We start from the raw sequence: 17,553 nt of genomic DNA, 5'->3' as shown, positions 1-17,553 counted from the left end.
GACTCGCCAACAAGGTGGGCCCCAGCCCGCGATCCTTGGCGACTCGGCCGCGTGTACCTAGGGGCGACCCGGGCGACTCGGCCGCGTGTGCCTCGGGTCGACCCTGGAGAGTCGGCCGCGGCTGCCCGCCCCCGACCCCTGAACACCCACCCCGGCCTCGGCCCCTTTTTTGGCGACTCGCCAACAAGGTGGGCCCAAGCCCGCCATCCTTGGCGACTCGGCCGCGTGTACCTCGGGTCGACCCGGGCGACTCGCCAAGAACGACGAAGATGCCGGCAGCTCTTGGCGACTCGCCAAAACGTGCGGCGATCCGGTGAGGCGTAGCGCGGCACAGGGATGTGTCGGGGCGCGTCGGCGGGGCGGGAGCGTGCGTCGGCGGTCGCCGATAGGTTCGGAGCATGTCCCCGGGAATCGTTCCGCCGTACCTGCTCGCCCGCATCGCCGCCGCGCAGGAGGAGGGCTGGGCGCGCGCCGCCGAGGCGGCACGCTCGACGCTCGACGCGCCCCGCGAGTACCGCCCGGTGAGGTCGCGGCTGCGCCTGTCGATCCAGGAGCCGGGAACGCTCGTCGCCGAGACCACGCCTGCGCCCGACCGTGAGGTCTCCGACGCGCAGCAGCGCGAGGTCCTTCCCGGCGTCCGGGTGCGCGGCGAAGACGATCCGGCGACCGGCGACGCGGCCGTCGACCAGGCGTTCGACGGGCTCGGAGCGACCTACGACCTCTGGTGGGACGCGTTCGCCCGCGACAGCATCGACGGGTCGGGCAGCTCGCTGCTGGCCACCGTGCACTACGGCCGCGACTACGACAACGCGTTCTGGAACGGCGAGCGCATGGTGTTCGGCGACGGCGACGGCGAAGTGTTCCGGGGCTTCACCGGGTCGCTCAGCGTCATCGCCCACGAGCTGGCCCACGGCGTCGTCGAGGACGAGGGCGGGCTGCTCTACCGCGGGCAGTCGGGTGCGCTCAACGAGTCGATCTCCGACGTCTTCGGCGCCCTCGCCGAGCAGCACCACGAAGGGCAGGCCGCAGACGAGGCGACCTGGCTGATCGGCGAGGGCATCTTCACGGATGCCGTGCAGGGGCGCGCGCTCCGATCCCTCGCCGCGCCCGGCACAGCGTACGACGACGACGTGCTCGGCAAGGATCCGCAGCCGGCGCACATGCGCGACTTCGTCCTCACGCGCGACGACAACGGCGGCGTGCACATCAACTCCGGCATCCCGAACCACGCCTTCTACCTCGCGGCCACCGCGCTGGGCGGCCGCGCCTGGGAGCGTGCCGGACTCATCTGGTACCGCACGCTGACCGCCGGCACCCTCCCGTCCACGGCGGACTTCACGACGTTCGCCCGCGCCACCCTGACGGCGGCGGCCGCGGAGTACGGTGAGAACTCGGAGGAGGTCGACGCCGTCCGCGCCGGGTGGGCGGGGGTCGGCGTGATCCCGGATGACACAGTTACCCAACCCTGACGCGCCCAGCCACGACGGGCCTCACGCGACCGACCCGACGCCCGCCGTCGAGGTCGATGTCGCGCGCACCGGGGGCATCGCCGGCATCACGCGCCGGTGGTCGGCCCAGCCGCCGGAGTCCGAGGCATCCGAGTGGATCTCGCTCATCGACCGCTGCCCGTGGAGCGAGGCGCCCTCCCCGGCCGGCGCGGACGACGCCCCAGCGGAGGATCGGGCCGCGAGGGCCCCGGCGACGGATCGACCGCTGAGCACGACCGATGCACCGGCCGCTGCCGAGGACACGCCGTCCTCGCCGACCGCGCCGGCGCGCACGCCGATGCCGGACGGCTTCGTGTGGATCATCCGGGCCACGTGGTCGGGGGCGGATCCGCGGGAGGCGGAACTGCCCGACGACGCGCTCGTCGGCGCCTGGCGCGAGCTCGTCGACGCGGTCCGCGACTGGAGCCGCCAGAGCGGGTCCTCCGGATCCGAGCGTGCCGGTCGCTGATGCTCAGCGGGTGAAGATGCCCTTCTTCTTGACCGGGTTGAGAGCCTTCTGCATGTAGATCGTTCCGAGCCACCGGCCGAACTTGAACCCCACCCGGCCCATCCGGCCCACCTCGACGAACCCGAGCTTCTCGTGGAGGGCGATGGAGCCATCGGCGCCCTTGTCGCTGATCACCGCGACCATCTGACGGATGCCGACCGCCTCGCTCGCCTCGATGAGCGCCTCCAGCAGGGCCTTGCCGAGGCCCTTTCCGGTGGCCGCCTGCCCGAGGTAGATCGAGTTCTCGACCGAGAACCGATAGGCCGACTTGCTCGACATCGGCTGCACCAGCGCGTAGCCGAGGATCTGACCGGACGGGGATTCGGCCACGAGGAACGGCAACCCCTGCGCGGCAAGGCCGTCCCGCTTCTTGCGCCACTGGCGGACCGACCAGATCTCTTCGTCGAACGTCACCACCGAGTTGGTGACGTAGTAGTTGTAGATCTCTCGGATGTCGGGAATGTCACGGTCTTCGACGGGCCGGATCGTGAAGGCGAAGGGGCGCTCGGGCTCGGGCTGGCGCTGCAGATGGCGAGGCAGCCGGCGCCGATCCTTCTCGTATTCCTCCTCGAGCATGCACTCCTCCTGGGTTGTGTGCGTCGCGCCCTAGCCGGGCAGCCGCCAGTCGACGGGCGGTGCTCCCTGCTCCGCGAGCAGTTCATTGGCGCGCGAGAAGGGTCGCGAACCGAAGAACCCCCGCGTGGCCGACAGCGGAGACGGGTGGGCGGATTCGATGATCGGCGTCGTGCCGAGAAGCGGCCGCAGATTCGCGGCATCCCGCCCCCACAGGATCGCGACGAGCGGCCGGTCACGCGCCACGAGCGTGCGGATGGCGTGCTCGGTCACCTTCTCCCAGCCCCACCCGCGGTGGGACGCCGGCGCCCCGGGCGCCACGGTCAGCACGCGGTTCAGCAGCATGACGCCCTGGTCGCTCCACGCCGACAGGTCGCCGTGGGCCGCCCGCGGGATGCCGAGGTCGGCCTCGAGCTCCTGGTAGATGTTGGCAAGGCTCCGCGGCAGCGGCCGCACGTCGGCGTCGACGGCGAACGAGAGTCCGATGGGATGCCCCGGGGTCGGGTACGGGTCCTGTCCGACGATGAGGACCTTGACGTCCGGCAGCGGGCGCTGGAACGCCCGCAGCACGCGGTCGCCCGCCGGCAGGTACGGGCGCCCCTCGGCGACCTCGGCACGCAGCCGGTCGCCCAGCGCGGCGATGTCGGGGCCGACGGGCGCGAGCGCCGTCGACCAGTCCGGGTCGATCAGGCCGGCGTCGGCGAGCTCGGGCAGTGTCAGCGCCATCACACCCGTGCCCGGATCGCCGTCACCGTGCCGAGCGCGGCGCTGCGGACGCGCACTGTGCCGGTGGGCATCAGAGCTCCTCCGTGCTGCGCGAACGGAGCGGGCCGCGCGCCAGCAGGAACTGCGCCGACTGGGCGACGGGCCGCATCGTGACGAGGTCGAGATTGACGTGGCCGGGCGCGTTCAGTGCGAAGGCGATGACATCGGCCACGTCGCCCGCCGTCAGGGGATTCTCCACGCCGTCGTACACGCGTTCCGCGGCCGCGCTGTCGCCGCCGAGCCGGTTCAGCGTGAACTCCGGCGTCTGCACCATGCCTGGCGCGACCTCCACGACGCGGATCGGCTCGCCGTTGAGCTCGAGACGCAGCGCGTGCGCGAGCATCGCCTCGCCCGCCTTCGCCGCGTTGTAGCCGGCGCCGCCGGCGTACGCCGTCTGCGCGGCGGTCGAGGTCACGAAGAGGGTGTCGGCGTGGCCGTCGGATGCCGCGGCTCGCCGCAGCTGGGGCAGCAGCGCCGAGACCAGCCGCTGGGCGGAGAGCACGTTGACGTCGAACATCCACTGCCAGTCCTCGACGCGGCCGTCCTCGACGCGATCGGTACCGCGCGCGCCACCGGCGACGTGGACGAGCGCGTGGACCGGCCCCGTCTCGGCGAGGAAGCCGGCGAGCGCCTCGACGTCGGGGTCGCTCGTGAGGTCGGCCGCGAAGGCGACCGCACCGGTGTCGGCCTCGAGCGCGGCGAGGCGGTCGGCGCGTCGCGCGACCCCGACCACGTCCCACCCGGTGTCGCGCAGCGCGCGCACCGCCGCCTCGCCGATCCCCGAGCTCGCGCCGGTCACCACTGCACGCCTGTTCGCCATGCCTCCACGCTACCCACCCGGGTGCCTGCGCCCACACTCGTTCGCTCGCGAGGGTGGGGAAGGCAAGCGGGGAGGTTACGTCACATTTCCCGCATGTTGTTGACAACACGGCGCGGTCCGTACTGTCGAACGCGGCTGGGGGCGCCTGCTCCCGGCATCCGAACCCGCAGGAGCAAGCCATGTCCGCACCCGAGAACTGGCGTTTCGAGACCAAGCAGATCCACTCGGGCGCCCAGCCCGACCCGGTGACGAAGGCTCGCGCGACCCCGATCTACCAGACGACGTCGTACGTCTTCGACAACGCCGACCACGCGGCGAACCTCTTCGCGCTCGCGGAGTTCGGCAACATCTACACGCGCATCCAGAACCCGACGCAGGCCGTCGTCGAGGAGCGCCTCGCCGCACTCGAGGGCGGCACCGGTGCGCTGCTGCTCGCGAGCGGCCAGGCGGCCGCCACCTCCGCCGTCCTCAACATCGCGGAGTCCGGCGACCACATCGTGTCGTCGAGCTCGATCTACGGCGGCACCTACAACCTCTTCAAGTACACGCTGGCCAAGCTCGGCATCGAGACGACGTTCGTCGAGAACCAGGACGACCCCGAGGAGTGGCGCCGCGCCGTGCGGCCGAACACCAAGCTCTTCTTCGCCGAGACCATCGGCAACCCGAAGATCAACGTGCTCGACATCCGCGCCGTCGCCGACGTCGCGCACGAGAACGGCGTGCCGCTCATCGTCGACAACACGATCGCCACCCCGTACCTCATCAAGCCGTTCGAGCACGGCGCCGACATCATCGTCCACTCCGCGACGAAGTTCCTCGGCGGCCACGGCACCACCATCGGCGGCGTGATCGTCGACGGCGGCACGTTCGAGTGGTCGAAGAACGTCGAGAAGTTCCCGGGCCTCACGGTTCCCGACCCGTCGTACCACGGCGCGTCGTACACCGCGGCGGTCGGCGACGGTCTCGCGTACATCATCAAGGCGCGCGTCCAGCTGCTGCGCGACCTCGGTGCCGCGATCTCGCCGAACAGCGCCTGGCTGCTCATCCAGGGCATCGAGACGCTGTCGCTGCGCGTCGAGCGCCACGTGCAGAACGCGCAGGAGATCGCGGAGTGGCTCGAGAACCACGCCGACGTCGCGTCGGTCAACTACTCCGGCCTGCCGACCTCGCCGTGGTACGCCGCCGCCAACAACTACGCGCCCAAGGGCGTCGGCGCGGTGCTGTCGTTCGAGCTCAAGGGCGGTGTCGAGGCGGGACGCGAGTTCGTCAACTCGCTCTCGCTCTTCAGCCACCTGGCCAACATCGGCGACGTGCGCTCGCTCGTCATCCACCCCGCGTCGACGACACACTCGCAGCTCACGCCCGAGCAGCAGCTCACGACCGGTGTGACGCCGGGCCTCGTGCGCCTCTCGGTCGGCCTCGAGAACATCGACGACCTCAAGGCCGACCTCGAGCAGGCGCTCGCGGCGGCCCGGCGCGTGTCGGAGGCCGCTCGCGCCTGACAGCCCTCCTCCTCGACGGTCCCTGAGCCTGTCGAAGAGCGGATGCCGTGTCCCGACGCACTGCGTCGGGACACGGCATCACTCATTCCGCCTGGTCGGCGGCGAGGTCGGCGGCGAGCTGCTCAGCCGTGAGGTGCTCGCCCGGCACCGGACGCCGCAGCGGCGACGCCGCGGCGTCGGTGTGCCACGGCTCTGCCGGCTCGCCGCCACCGGCGCCGGGCCCGGCCGGATCGAAGAGGACGTCGACGTCGTGGTCGATGTCGTGCTCCTGCGGAGGAAGCGGTGCCCGAGGCTCGTGGGCGGGCATGAAGGGCTCAGCGCTGGACATGCGCGCATTCTGGCATGCGCGGGTGCACGGCTGATGTCGGCGGGCCTGCACCCACCCGTAACAGACCGTATGCCGCCCCACCGGCAAGCGAGAATGGACGGATGGACTGGCAGACCTCCGAAGACACGGTGCCGAGCGCACCCGTGACGGAGGCCGATGCCCGGCTACTGCTCGGCCGCCCGCCGGCGACCGGCGCCTGGCGCGACGGCGATCCGGTCGGCGAGCGCCATTTCGCCGCGTTCGGCTCTTTCCGCACCGAGGGCGGTCGCGAGCTTCCCGCCTATCGCCTCGCGTACGAGACGTGGGGCGAGCTCAACGCCGCGCGGGACAACGCCGTGCTCGTGCTCCACGCCCTCACCGGCGACAGCCACCTGCGCGGGCCGGCCGGTGCGGGGCATCCGACGTCGGGCTGGTGGGACGACATCGTCGGCCCGGGCGCTCCCATCGACACGGACCGCTGGTTCGTCATCGCCCCGAACATGCTCGGTGGATGCCAGGGATCGACGGGTCCGGCATCCATCGGTCCCGACGGCTACGAGTGGGCCTCGCGCTTCCCCTACCTGACGATCCGCGACCAGGTCTCGGCCCAGCGGCGGCTCGCCGATGCGCTCGGCATCGACGTCTGGGCGGCCGTGGTGGGCGGCTCCATGGGCGGTATGCATGCGCTGGAGTGGGCCGTCATGGATCCGGAGCGCGTGGCGCGTGTCGGCATCCTGTCGTCGCCTCCGGTGAACACCGCCGACCAGGTCGCGCTCAACTCGGTGCAGCTCGAGGCCATCCGGATCGACCCGCGCTTCCAGGGCGGCGAGTACTACGACGCCGGCGACGGCGACGGCCCGAACCGCGGTCTGGCACTGGCGCGTCGCATGGCTCTGCTGAACTATCGCTCCCCCACCGAGCTCAACCAGCGGTTCCAGCGCAGCTGGCAGTCCGGCGTGAGCCCGCTCGGCCACGGCGGGCGCTTCGCCGTCGAGTCCTACCTCGACTTCCACGGCAACAAGTTCACGCGCCGCTTCGACGCGAACTCCTACATCACGCTCGTCGAGGCGATGAACTCGCACGATGTCGGCCGCGACCGCGGCGGCGTCGAGGACGCCCTCGCCCGCGTCACCGCGACGACGCTCGTGCTCGGCATCGACAGCGACCGGCTGTTCCCCATCGACGGACAGCACCGGATCGCGCGCGGCATCCGTCACACGCTCGACGGCGATCGCGCCGTCGTGCTCTCCAGCGACTTCGGCCACGACGGCTTCCTCATCGAGACGCACGCCGTGGGCGCGCACCTGCGGCGCCTGCTCGAGTCCTGAATCCCGTCACGGCGGTATCAGCGCCCGCAACGCGGTCCTCCCACTGGGCAATGTCCCAAGGAGGGAATCATGAGCACTGATACCAGATCGGGTGCCGAGTCGCCCGAAGACGCCTTCGCCGCGCAGCCCTTCCTGCGAGAGCAGCTCGGCCTGAACGGCACACGCGAGAGGTCGCCGGGCGAGAAGCGGCAGGCGCCGCGCCTTCCCGTCGACATCCGCTCGTCGCTGGAGGCGGTACGACCGGAGCACGGGAGGTTCCACGGCGCGAAGTTCTCGCTCGGGTACTTCCCCGCGCACGAGGTGTTCTCGTCGGCGGCCGACAAGTTCGGGTACATGACGAAGGCCAAGGTGCGCGCTGCCAGCCGGCTGCCGCTGGACGACGCCACGCGCGCCCTGCTGAGCCAGCTCGGCGACCTGATGGCGAACAGCGGCCGCGAGACCGCCGCGGACTCGGCGACACCGTCGGGGTACACCTACGTCGGGCAGTTCGTCGACCACGACATCACCCTCGACGTGTCGTCGGCGCTGGACGCACCGGCTCTCGTCGACGCGAGCGTCATCAACAACATGCGCTCGCCGATGCTCGATCTCGACAGCGTCTACGGCCGGGGTCCCGCGGTCGACGCGTTCCTCTACGCCGCGCCGGCGCCCGGGGAACCGGCATCCGCGTTCCGGATGCTGCTCGGCACGAATCTGCCCAGCGGCCCGGGCGGCGCGGGCGGAGCGTCCGGCGGCAACGGCATCATCGCGCACACCGACTTCGACGTGCCGCGCACCTCGGCGCTCACGGCGATCATCGGCGACCCGCGCAACAACGAGAACCTCATCGTGTCGCAGCTGCACCACGCGATGCTGCGCTTCCACAACGCGATCGTCGACGACTTGATCGCCTCCGGGTTCACCGGCGACATCTTCGTCGAGGCGAAGCGGGAGGCGACGCTGCACTATCAGTGGGCCGTGCTGCACGACTTCCTGCCGCGCATCTGCGGTCAGGCTGCGGTCGATGACGCCCTGGCGAACGTCAAGGCGAAGCCGAACAGCCCGTTCCAGATGCCCGTGGAGTTCTCGGTCGCCGCGTACCGGTTCGGGCACAGCATGATCCGCGACGAGTACTGGCTGAACTTCGAGCTGCGCAACAAGCCCATGTCGGACGTCTTCGCGTTCATCCACGAACCGCACCTGCCGGTCCGCTCGAACTGGGTCGTCGACTTCAACGCGTTCTTCGAGACCGGCTTCGCCGTTCCCGTGTTCAACAACGCGCGCAAGATCGACAGCGTCCTCGCCAGCGCACTCGAGGACCTCGACGGCAGCGGTACCAACGCGCTCATGAGCATCCTCGCGACGCGCAACCTGCTGCGCGGCCTCGTGCTGGGTCTGCCCAGCGGGCAGGCGACGGCGGCGGCGTTCGGGGTGCCGGTGCTCAGCGAGGCGCAGCTCACCGACGGGCTCCCCGCCGACGAGATCGCGGTGCTGCAGCAGCAGAACGGCCTGCTCCTCGAGAAGACCCCGCTCTGGTACTACGTGCTGCGCGAGGCGATGGTCGCCACGGGCGGCGAGCATCTGGGACCCCTCGGGGCGAAGATCGTGGCCGACACGTTCGTCACCCTGCTGCGCCGTGACGCGCTCTCGATGCTGAACGTCTCGTTCATCCCGACGCGGGGCGCCGCGCCCGGAGCGTTCACGTTCGCCGACCTCGTCCGGGTCGCCGACATCATCGGCGCCTGAGGCCGGCTCCGTCCGTGCGCTCGTAGCGCCACGGAAGGGCGCCGATCTCGAGGCGATGACGGGATCCGGATGCCGCAGCCGCGGCATCCGGGTCCCATTCGTCGTCCCCCTGCCACAGCAGCACGGGTCCGTCGCCGCCGCGGTGCGCGACCGTCTCGAAGCGCTGGACGCCGCCCAGCCGCGCGGCACCGAGCACCGAAGCCGTGTCGGAGTGACCGGCCAGGCCGTGCAGCGTCACCCACGTCGGCGGGTAGAGCGTGAACTCGCCGCGGCCGTGCCGTGCCAGCGCGTCGGCAGGACGCACCCACTCGGACGCGACCGCCTCGTCGGGCGACAGCGCGAGCACGCCCACCGCGGCCGGCGCCACGAAGAACCAGGTGCGGATCCGCAGCGCCAGTCCCGGCGGCGGGTCCCAGCACGACAGCGTCACGAGCGTGCCCGGGTCGACGGCGAGGCCGGTCTCCTCGCGCGTCTCGCGCACGGCCGCCGCCCGCGCGGTCGCCTCTTCGGGTTCGTCCGCCGCGCCGCGGTCGTCGACCTCGAGCTTGCCGCCCGGAAACACCCAGGCACCGGCGAAGGACCCGCGGTCGGGCCGCTCGATCATGAGCACCTCGAGCCCGCGACTGCTGTCGCGGAGCAGCACCACCGTCGCGGCGACGGGGATCGCGGGGTCGGTCGCGTCCGCGGGACGACGCGTGCGGGCGCCGCCGATCGAGTCGTTCAGCGCCTGCAGCGCGCGGTCGGCGGGCGTCGGCTGCGGCATCCGCTCACTCTACTCAGCACGCTCGCTGCGAGGGGCGCGGCCGGCGGGGGCCTCAGACCGCGACGAGGGCTCGGCGCCGCTCGGCCGCGATGCTCGCCACGGCGAGCACGAGACCGGCACCGGCGAGCGCCACGCCCACCCACGCGGGCGCGATGAAGCCCCAGCCCGCGGCGATCACGACGCCGCCGAGGAACGCGCCCAGGCTGTTGCCGATGTTGAGCGCGGAATGGTTGAGCGCCGCAGCGATCGACTGGTTGTCCTGCGCGACGTCCATCAGACGGGTCTGGATCGTCGGGCTGAGCGCCGACGCGACGAAACCGGTCGCGAACACGAAGAACCCGAGAGCCCAGATCCACGGCGCCGTCAGGGCCAGGAGGGCCAGCACGACGGCGAGCCCCATGAGGCCGCCGACCAGGGTGCGCTTGAGGTCGACGTCGGCCAGGTGTCCGCCGACGAGGTTTCCGACGGTCATACCGAGGCCCATGACCACCAGCACGATGGGCACCACCCACTCGGGCGAGCCCGCGACCTCGGTCACCAGCGGAGCCACGTAGCTGTAGACCGCGAAGAAGCCTCCGAAGCCGATCGCGCCGACACCGAGCGCGAGCCACACCTGCCCGATCCGGAAGACCTTGAGCTCGGCACGCATGGTCCGGCTCGGGTCGCCGGGGTGCTCCGGCACGAAGAACGCGATGAGGATCGTCGCCGCGGCGAAGATCGCCGCGACCACCATGAACGCGGCGCGCCAGCCCACCTGCTGCCCCAGGTAGGTGCCGAGCGGCACGCCCACCACGTTGGCGACGGTGAGGCCGGTCAGGACGAACGCCACGCCCTTCGCCCGCATGCCGGGGCCGAGCACCTCGGCGGCGACCAGAGCGCCGATGCCGAAGTACGCGCCGTGCGGCAGTCCGGCGAGGAAGCGGGATGCCGCGACCCATTCGAACGTCGGCGCGAGGAATGTCAGTGCGTTGAACACCGTGAGCGCCAGCGCGAGCCCGATCATGACGCGATGACGCGGATACTTCGCCACCGCGCCCGCGATCGTCGGCGCACCGACCACGACGCCGAGCGCGTACAGCGAGATGAGCCAGCCGGCCTGCGCGATCGCGTCTTCGGACCGCGTCGCCCACAGCGACGGCAGCAGGTCCTCCGCGATGTTCGGCAGCAGGCCCATGACGACGAATTCCGTCATCCCGATGCCGAAGCTGCCCACGGCGAGGGAGAGGAGCGCCCACATCGCCGCCTTCTTCGACAGCGCGGGAGTCGTCAGATTCGAGGAGGGCACCCCGTCACGTTAGCGGCGGCATCGTCCGCTGTCGAATCGATTCGGAACCGGACGTCACGGGCGCCGAGAGATGCCGCCGGCGGTCAGCCGAGCTCGCCTGCGGCCTGCTGCCGGTCCACCGCCGCTTCGAGGCGCTCGATCTTGCCGTCGAGCTCGCCCGAGTACCCGGGGCGGATGTCGGCCTTGAGCACGAGCGACACCCGCGAGCCGTAGGGCGCCACGGCGTCGGTGGCGCGCTTGACGACGTCGAAGACCTCGTCCCACTCCCCTTCGATCTCGGTGAACATCGAGGTCGTGCGATGCGGCAGACCGCTGTCGCGGACCACCCGCACCGCGGCGGCCACGGCGTCGTGCACCGATCCGTCGGCGTTGCCGGTTCCGCTGGGTGCGACGGAGAAGGCGACGAGCATGGCGAACCTCCGGTTCTCGAGGGGGCTTTCAGGGCGGCGACGGATGCCGCCGCCGACGTCTACTCTGGCACGCGCGATCGCGCCGGCCGGTGCACGCCGACGCGCGCGAGACGCACCACGACCCAGACGAAGAGCGCGACGAGGAGCACGTTGCGAACGACGAGGAGTGCGACCGCGCCGGGCATCAGCACGAGGATGGCGTCGTACCAGAACGGGAAGATCAGCTGCGTGAGGGCGAGGATCACCACCGTGAGCACCGCCGGGCGCAGCCAGCGCCGCCGGTCGAGGACGAGACCCACCACGACCGGGGCGATCAGCCAGGTCATGTACTGCGGCGACCCGACCTTGTTGAGCACGATGAAACCGAGCACGAGCGCCGCGGCGAGCGGAGGGAACAGCGCGACGAACGTGGCTCCGAGCCAGGCCTTGACGCCACCGACGGCGGCGATCGCCAGCATCCCGGCGATGAGCAGCGGTGTCATCGCCGCGATCACCGCTTCCGTGCCGGGGCCCGCCACTTGGAACGCGATCAGATCCGCGTCGTACACGACCGCCGCGCCCGACCGTCCTGCCGCCGCCAGCAGCATGTACACCGTGCCGACGGGCGCCTCGATCTGAATCCCGCGCGACGTCTGGTCGCCGACGAAGCTGAGCAGATGGGCGCCGCCGCCGGCGATGACGACGGCGGCAGCGACGGCGGTTGACACGATCGCCGCGCCGCCGAGGATCGCCAGCCGCCGGCGTACGGCGATCACCGCGGCCGCCAGGATCGCCGCCGGCCACACCTTGATCCAGGTCGCCACCGCCAGAAGCGCCGATCCGAGCCACGGACGACCGACGAGCCAGAGCGAGCCCGCGACGGCGAGCGGCACGGTCACGGCGTCGAGGCGGAACATGCCCACACCGCCGAGCGCCAGGATCGCGGCGAGCCAGAACCATGCGGCGAGCATCCGACCGCGAGACCGCCCTCGACCGACGAGCACCGCGAACGCCGCAGCGTCGAGGGCCGTGATGAGCAGGCCCCAGCCGAGCGTGTAGTCGAGCAGCGGAGAGAGCGCGCCGACCGTGACGATCGGCACGAGCGCCAGTGCCGGGTAGATCCAGTCCTCGGTGATGCCGAGGACCGCCTCGCCCGTGAGTGCGCGCCCCGCCCACCACCGGTACAGCTGGTCGACGTCCCACGAGGCGGCGTGATCGCCCGCGAAGCCGAGCCAGATCACCACGGCGTGCACGAGGGCGAACGCGATCCACACCACCGCCCGCCGAGACACCCCACCATCCTAGGGACGCGCCGCCGTGCCGCCCGCCACGCCGACGACACACCGAATCGGATCGCAGGCGGCAGGCGATTCCGGATGCCGCGACCCGGCGCCTCCCGCAGACCCGGGGCGCTGCGTGGCCGGCGGGGCGACTCAGTGCGCGAGCGTCTCGGCGACGGCGCGCGGCAACGCCTCCGCGACGTCCAGCGCCGTGATGGGTCCGTCGCCGAACGGCGGCGAGCTCGGCGCGCGGGCGACGCTCGCACCGGTGGCCGCGACGGCCCCCGCTCGCCCGTGCAGCCAGGCACCGGAGGCGGCGAGGGCCGCGAGAGACGCGGCGTCCGTCGATTCCCCGCGCGCGACAGCGCCGGCGACCAGCGCGCCGATGACCCCGGCGAGGACGTCGCCCGTGCCCGCCGTGGCGAGCCACGGCGTGCCCGACTGGATGGTCGCGGTCCAGCCGTCGGGCGCGACCACGACCGTCACCGCACCCTTGAGCAGCACGACCGCGCCGGTGGCTTCAGCCGTCTCGCGCGCCGCAGCGGCGCGATCCGCGGGCGCGTGCCCGAGCCCGAGAGCCGATCGCAGCCGCGCGTGCTCGCGGTCGTGCGGCGTGAGGATGCGCGGCGCGGTGGCCTCGGCGGCCAGATCCAGCGCGCCCGCGTCGACCACGACGGGGTCGGTGTCGGACAGCAGGGACCGCAGCGCATCCGCTTCGCCGGGCGGCCGGGCGGCGGCATCCGTTCCCGATCCGATCACCCACGCCTGTACGCGGCCGTCCGCCGTCACCGTTTCGGGCCGGCGGGCGAGCACCAGATCGCTCGGACGATCGGGGCCGAGGTACCGCACCATGCCGATTCCGGTGCGCCACGCGGCCTCGACACCGAGTACCGCCGCACCCGGATACGGCTGGGAGCCCGTCCGCATACCCAGTACGCCTCGGGAATACTTGTCGTCGTCGGCCGTTGGCCTGCGCAGGGCGTGGGCGGCGTCCGCCCGCGTCCACGTCCTCACCATGTGGTCACAGTACCGCGCCCCCGATCCGATCCGGAGACCCGATGAGCCGCCTTTTCACCCCTCTCAGCCTGCGCGACGTGACGGTGCGCAACCGTCTGTGGGTCTCGCCGATGTGCCAGTACAGCGCGGTCGAGGGCGTGCCGCTGGAGTGGCACCACACCCATCTCGCGCAGTTCGCGTCGGGCGGCGCGGGGCTCATCGTGGCCGAGGCGACGGCGGTGTCGCCGGAGGGTCGGATCTCCGCCGACGACACCGGCCTGTGGAACGACGAGCAGCGCGACGCGTGGGCGCCGATCGTCGACGCGATACGCCGCCGCGGCGCAGTGGCTGGCGTGCAGCTCGCGCACGCCGGACGCAAGGCCTCCACCTGGCCGCCGTTCTCGGGCCGGCGCGGAAGCGTGGCAGCGTCGGACGGCGGCTGGACGACCGTGGCCCCGTCGGCGATCGCGTTCGACGGCTTCGCCGAGCCGGTCGCCCTCGACCTCGACGGCATCGACCGCGTCGTCGCCGACTTCGCCGCGGCGGCCCGCCGCGCCGTGGCCGCGGGGTTCCAGGTGCTCGAGCTGCATGCCGCGCACGGCTACCTGCTGCACCAGTTCCTCTCGCCCCTGTCGAACCACCGTAACGACGAGTACGGCGGCTCGCTCGAGAACCGCGCACGGCTCGTACTGCGGGCGCTGGATGCGGTGACGGATGCCGCCCCCGGCGTTCCGGTGATCGTGAGATTCTCCGCCACCGACTGGGCCGACGGCGGGTGGGATGCCGACGAGACCGCCACCGTCGCGGGCTGGGCGGCCGAGCGGGGCGCCGACTTCTTCGACATCTCCAGCGGCGGACTCGTCGCCCACCAGCAGCTCACCACCGGTCCGGGCTACCAGGTCGACCTCGCCGCCCGGGTGCGACGCGAAGCCGGCGTGCCGGTGAACGCCGTCGGCATGATCGACGACGCCGCCCACGCCGAGCGCGTGCTCGCCGAGGACGCGGCCGACGCCGTCATGGCCGGCCGCGAATGGCTGCGTGACCCGCATTACGCGCTGCGGGCCGCCGCGGAGCTCGGCGCCGACATCGACTACTGGCCGAAGCAGTACCTCCGCGCCCGGCGCTGAGCCCGTCCGCCCCCGACCATGACCTCGGTCGTTGAGCAAGCGAGGAACGTGCGAGAGAAACGCCCCGAGCCCGGCGCAGTGCGCCGGGCTCGGGGCGTTTGTCACGTCGCTGAGCTCCTTGCTCAACGACCGGTCGCGGACTCAGAAGCCGCGTCGGCGGGTCGCGTCCTGCACCTCTCCGATGAGCTCCTCGATGATGTCCTCGAGGAAGAGCACCGCGGTGATCTCTCCGGCCTCGTCGCGCACCTGCGCGAGGTGACGGCCGGCGCGGCGCATGACCGCGAGCGCGTCCTCGAGATCGGTCGACTCGAGCACGGGCACCATGTGGTGGATGCGCTTGGTCGGGATCGGGAGGGTGACGTCGGTCGCGGCATCCGGTCCTTCCGCCGCCCGCAGGATGTCCTTGAGGTGCACGTAGCCGACCGGCACACCGCCCTCGTCGACGATCACGTAGCGCGAGAAGCCGTGCTTGGCGACCGCGCGTTCGATTTCGGCGGGGGTCGTGGTCTCGGGCAGCGTCACGAGCTGCGACAGGGGCACCGCGACGTCGGCGGCCTTCTTGTCGGTGAACTCCAGCGCGGCCGACACGGTGCCCGCCGCGTCGTCGAGCACACCCTCGATGCGCGACTGGTTCACGATCGTCGCGACCTCCTCGAGCGTGAAGGTCGAGGCGGCCTCGTCCTTCGGCTCGACACCGAACAGGCGCACCACGTGGTTCGCGATCCAGTTGAGGCTCACGATGATCGGATGGAACAGCTTCGACACCCATACCAGCGGCGTCGCGAGCATCAGCACCGCGCGATCGGGCACCGAGAACGCGAGGTTCTTCGGCACCATCTCGCCGAACACGACGTGCAGGTACGACACCACCACGAGCGCCACGGCGAACGCGACGCCGTCCACGACGGCCTCCGACCAGCCGGTGAGACCCAAGGGCTCGGCGAGCAGGTGGTGGATGGCGGGCTCCGACACGTTCAGGATCAGCAGCGAGCAGATCGTGATGCCGAGCTGGCTCGTCGCCAGCATGAGCGTCGCGTGCTCCATCGCGTACAGCGCGGTCTTGGCCGACCGCGAGCCCTTCTCGGCGAGCGGCTCGATCTGCGAGCGGCGAGCCGAGATGACGGCGAACTCGGCGCCGACGAAGAAGGCGTTGGCGATGAGCAGCACCACCAGCCAGGCGATTCCGGCCCAGTCGTTCATCGGCGATCACCCGCCTCGGTGGTCGCGCCGTCGTTCGGCATCGGCGTGGGCGTGAACCGCACGCGGTCCACCCTGCGTCCTTCCATCCGCTGCACTTCGAGAGAGCCGTCCTCGATCTCGAGGGTGTCGCCCGCCACGGGAATGCGTTCGAGCACGCTCATGATGTAGCCGCCGACGGTGTCGTAGACATCGCCTTCCGGGATGCGGATGCCGGTGCGATCGCGCACCTCGTCGGGCCGCAGCTCGCCGGGGAAGATGACGGTGTCGTCGACCCGCACGATGCCCGCGCGACGGCGGTCGTGCTCGTCGAGCACCTCGCCGACGATCTCCTCGACGAGGTCCTCGAGCGTGACGACGCCGGCGGTGCCGCCATACTCGTCGACGACGACGGCCATCTGGTACCCCCGGGCGCGCAGCTCGGCGACGAGCGCATCGAGGTGGACCGCCTCGGGAAAGCGCAGCGGCTCGGTCGCGAGCGCGGCGGCCGGAACGTCGGCCCGGCGCTCGCGGGGCACGCCGACGGCGGCCTTCAGGTGCACGATGCCGGTGATGTCGTCCATATCCTCGCCGTACACGGGGAACCGGCTGTGCCCGGTGCGGCGGGCGAGCTGGATGACGTCCTCGGCCGAGTCGTCGGCCGCGAGGGCGTGGATGCTGGGCCGCGGCGTCATCACATCGGCCGCCGACAGGCGGGCGAAGGTGAGGCTGCGGTCGAGGAGGGACGCGGTGTCCTCCTCGAGCACGCCGGCGCTGGCCGAGCGCCGGACCAGGCTCGACAGCTCCTCGGCCGTGCGGGCGCCCGACAGCTCCTCCTTGGGTTCGATGCCGACCGCGCGCAGCACGCCGTTCGCGCTGCCGTTGAGCACGACCACCGCGGGACGGAACACCGTCGTGAACGCCACCTGGAACGGCATGACGAGCTTCGCGGTCTGGCGCGGAATCGCGAGCGCGAAGTTCTTGGGCACGAGCTCGCCGAGGATCATCGAGAACACCGTCGCGATCGACACGCCGATGACGGCCGCGAGAGGCCGTGCCACGCCGGAGGGGATGCCCCACGCGTCGAAGACGGGCGCCAGCAGGTTCGAGATCGCCGGCTCCATCGTGTAACCGGTCAGGAGCGTGGTGAGCGTGATGCCCAGCTGCGCGCTGGAGAGGTGGGTGGATGTGATCCGCAGCGCGCTGATCGTGAGCGAGAGCCGGGTCTCGCCCGCCTCCTGGCGGGATTCGAGATCGGCCCGGTCGAGGTTGACGAGCGCGAACTCGCTCGCCACGAAGAGGCCGGTGCCGATCGTGAGCAGAAGCCCCACGCCCAACATGACGTAATCCATCACGCATCACCCCCCTGGGATCGGGAAGCGGGTCGGTGGGGCGATTGTCTGCAACTAGGAGGGTCGTCCATCGTGCCGACAAGTCTACGGCAGGGGTGCGGCGCCCGACGGGCCGCTGTCAAGCCCCTCGCCGCCTTCGCCGTGCCCTCGCACGATGGCCCTTCCGGCGG

Annotated in this window: 17 protein-coding genes; 6 read left to right on the top strand and 11 right to left on the bottom strand. The window is 71.6% G+C overall.

Going from position 1 to position 17,553, the window contains the following annotated elements; all coding sequences use genetic code 11:
- Window positions 1–398: 398 nt before the first annotated feature.
- Window positions 399–1,469, top strand: a complete 1,071-nt coding sequence (locus ABG085_RS06120; RefSeq protein ID WP_347978528.1) for a M4 family metallopeptidase — start codon at window positions 399–401, stop codon at window positions 1,467–1,469.
- Window positions 1,447–1,956 (top strand): hypothetical protein, encoded by a 510-nt coding sequence (locus tag ABG085_RS06115; protein WP_347978527.1) that lies wholly within the window; start codon window positions 1,447–1,449, stop codon window positions 1,954–1,956. The genes ABG085_RS06120 and ABG085_RS06115 overlap by 23 nt, the downstream gene beginning before the upstream one ends.
- A 3-nt stretch (window positions 1,957–1,959) precedes the next feature.
- Here the strand turns inward: ABG085_RS06115 and ABG085_RS06110 are convergent, their stop codons facing one another.
- The 3 genes from ABG085_RS06110 to ABG085_RS06100 form a co-directional block, all read right to left on the bottom strand.
- A complete protein-coding gene (locus ABG085_RS06110; protein ID WP_347978526.1) occupies window positions 1,960–2,571 on the bottom strand; it encodes an N-acetyltransferase family protein in 612 nt (203 codons plus the stop codon).
- A gap of 30 nt (window positions 2,572–2,601) precedes the next feature.
- Window positions 2,602–3,294 carry a uracil-DNA glycosylase gene (locus ABG085_RS06105; RefSeq protein ID WP_347978525.1) on the bottom strand — a complete coding sequence of 231 codons (693 nt, stop codon included), beginning with the start codon at window positions 3,292–3,294 and terminating at the stop codon, window positions 2,602–2,604.
- A 70-nt stretch (window positions 3,295–3,364) separates the two neighbouring features.
- Complete coding sequence (locus ABG085_RS06100; RefSeq protein ID WP_347978524.1) at window positions 3,365–4,153, bottom strand: SDR family oxidoreductase; 789 nt, start codon at window positions 4,151–4,153, stop codon at window positions 3,365–3,367.
- A gap of 179 nt (window positions 4,154–4,332) precedes the next feature.
- Between ABG085_RS06100 and ABG085_RS06095 the strand changes: the two genes are divergently transcribed.
- Window positions 4,333–5,655 carry a bifunctional o-acetylhomoserine/o-acetylserine sulfhydrylase gene (locus ABG085_RS06095; RefSeq protein WP_347978523.1) on the top strand — a complete coding sequence of 441 codons (1,323 nt, stop codon included), beginning with the start codon at window positions 4,333–4,335 and terminating at the stop codon, window positions 5,653–5,655.
- Between the two features lie 82 nt (window positions 5,656–5,737).
- Here ABG085_RS06095 and ABG085_RS06090 read toward each other — a convergent pair whose 3' ends face one another.
- Window positions 5,738–5,983 carry a hypothetical protein gene (locus ABG085_RS06090; protein WP_347978522.1) on the bottom strand — a complete coding sequence of 82 codons (246 nt, stop codon included), beginning with the start codon at window positions 5,981–5,983 and terminating at the stop codon, window positions 5,738–5,740.
- Between the two features lie 101 nt (window positions 5,984–6,084).
- Between ABG085_RS06090 and ABG085_RS06085 the strand changes: the two genes are divergently transcribed.
- Together ABG085_RS06085 and ABG085_RS06080 are read left to right on the top strand one after the other, a co-directional pair.
- Entirely contained in the window at window positions 6,085–7,290 is a 1,206-nt protein-coding gene (locus tag ABG085_RS06085) for a homoserine O-acetyltransferase (protein ID WP_347978521.1), read from the top strand.
- 69 nt (window positions 7,291–7,359) lie between these two features.
- A complete protein-coding gene (locus tag ABG085_RS06080) occupies window positions 7,360–9,015 on the top strand; it encodes a heme peroxidase family protein (RefSeq protein ID WP_347978520.1) in 1,656 nt (551 codons plus the stop codon).
- Here ABG085_RS06080 and ABG085_RS06075 read toward each other — a convergent pair.
- The 5 genes from ABG085_RS06075 to ABG085_RS06055 form a co-directional block, all read right to left on the bottom strand.
- The gene (locus ABG085_RS06075) at window positions 9,002–9,778 is read right to left on the bottom strand and encodes an NUDIX hydrolase (protein ID WP_347978519.1); all 777 of its coding nucleotides are present in this window, start codon (window positions 9,776–9,778) and stop codon (window positions 9,002–9,004) included. The two genes, ABG085_RS06080 and ABG085_RS06075, sit on opposite strands and share 14 nt — an antisense overlap.
- A gap of 52 nt (window positions 9,779–9,830) precedes the next feature.
- Complete coding sequence (locus tag ABG085_RS06070) at window positions 9,831–11,015, bottom strand: MFS transporter (protein WP_347979289.1); 1,185 nt, start codon at window positions 11,013–11,015, stop codon at window positions 9,831–9,833.
- Window positions 11,016–11,146: 131 nt separating this feature from the next.
- Window positions 11,147–11,473, bottom strand: a complete 327-nt coding sequence (locus tag ABG085_RS06065; RefSeq protein WP_347978518.1) for a thiamine-binding protein — start codon at window positions 11,471–11,473, stop codon at window positions 11,147–11,149.
- Window positions 11,474–11,532: 59 nt separating this feature from the next.
- Window positions 11,533–12,744 carry a hypothetical protein gene (locus ABG085_RS06060; protein ID WP_347978517.1) on the bottom strand — a complete coding sequence of 404 codons (1,212 nt, stop codon included), beginning with the start codon at window positions 12,742–12,744 and terminating at the stop codon, window positions 11,533–11,535.
- 141 nt (window positions 12,745–12,885) lie between these two features.
- Window positions 12,886–13,749, bottom strand: a complete 864-nt coding sequence (locus tag ABG085_RS06055) for an ADP/ATP-dependent (S)-NAD(P)H-hydrate dehydratase (protein WP_347978516.1) — start codon at window positions 13,747–13,749, stop codon at window positions 12,886–12,888.
- A gap of 41 nt (window positions 13,750–13,790) precedes the next feature.
- Here ABG085_RS06055 and ABG085_RS06050 point away from each other — a divergent pair, with 41 nt between their 5' ends.
- Window positions 13,791–14,855 carry an NADH:flavin oxidoreductase/NADH oxidase gene (locus ABG085_RS06050; RefSeq protein ID WP_347978515.1) on the top strand — a complete coding sequence of 355 codons (1,065 nt, stop codon included), beginning with the start codon at window positions 13,791–13,793 and terminating at the stop codon, window positions 14,853–14,855.
- A 141-nt stretch (window positions 14,856–14,996) separates the two neighbouring features.
- On the opposite strand, the gene ABG085_RS06045 is transcribed toward ABG085_RS06050, so the two are convergent.
- Both ABG085_RS06045 and ABG085_RS06040 read right to left on the bottom strand, forming a co-directional pair.
- Window positions 14,997–16,055: a hemolysin family protein gene (locus ABG085_RS06045; protein WP_347978514.1), complete on the bottom strand. Its 1,059-nt coding sequence runs from the start codon at window positions 16,053–16,055 to the stop codon at window positions 14,997–14,999.
- Window positions 16,052–17,383 carry a hemolysin family protein gene (locus ABG085_RS06040; protein WP_347978513.1) on the bottom strand — a complete coding sequence of 444 codons (1,332 nt, stop codon included), beginning with the start codon at window positions 17,381–17,383 and terminating at the stop codon, window positions 16,052–16,054. The genes ABG085_RS06045 and ABG085_RS06040 overlap by 4 nt, the downstream gene beginning before the upstream one ends.
- Window positions 17,384–17,553: the final 170 nt, after the last annotated feature.

Origin of the sequence: Microbacterium sp. ProA8, assembly GCF_039905635.1 — a bacterium.
Taxonomy (GTDB): Bacteria; Actinomycetota; Actinomycetes; order Actinomycetales; family Microbacteriaceae; genus Microbacterium; species Microbacterium chionoecetis.
Note: the sequence above shows the minus strand (reverse complement) of the source record. Positions and strands in the feature narration are given on the sequence as shown.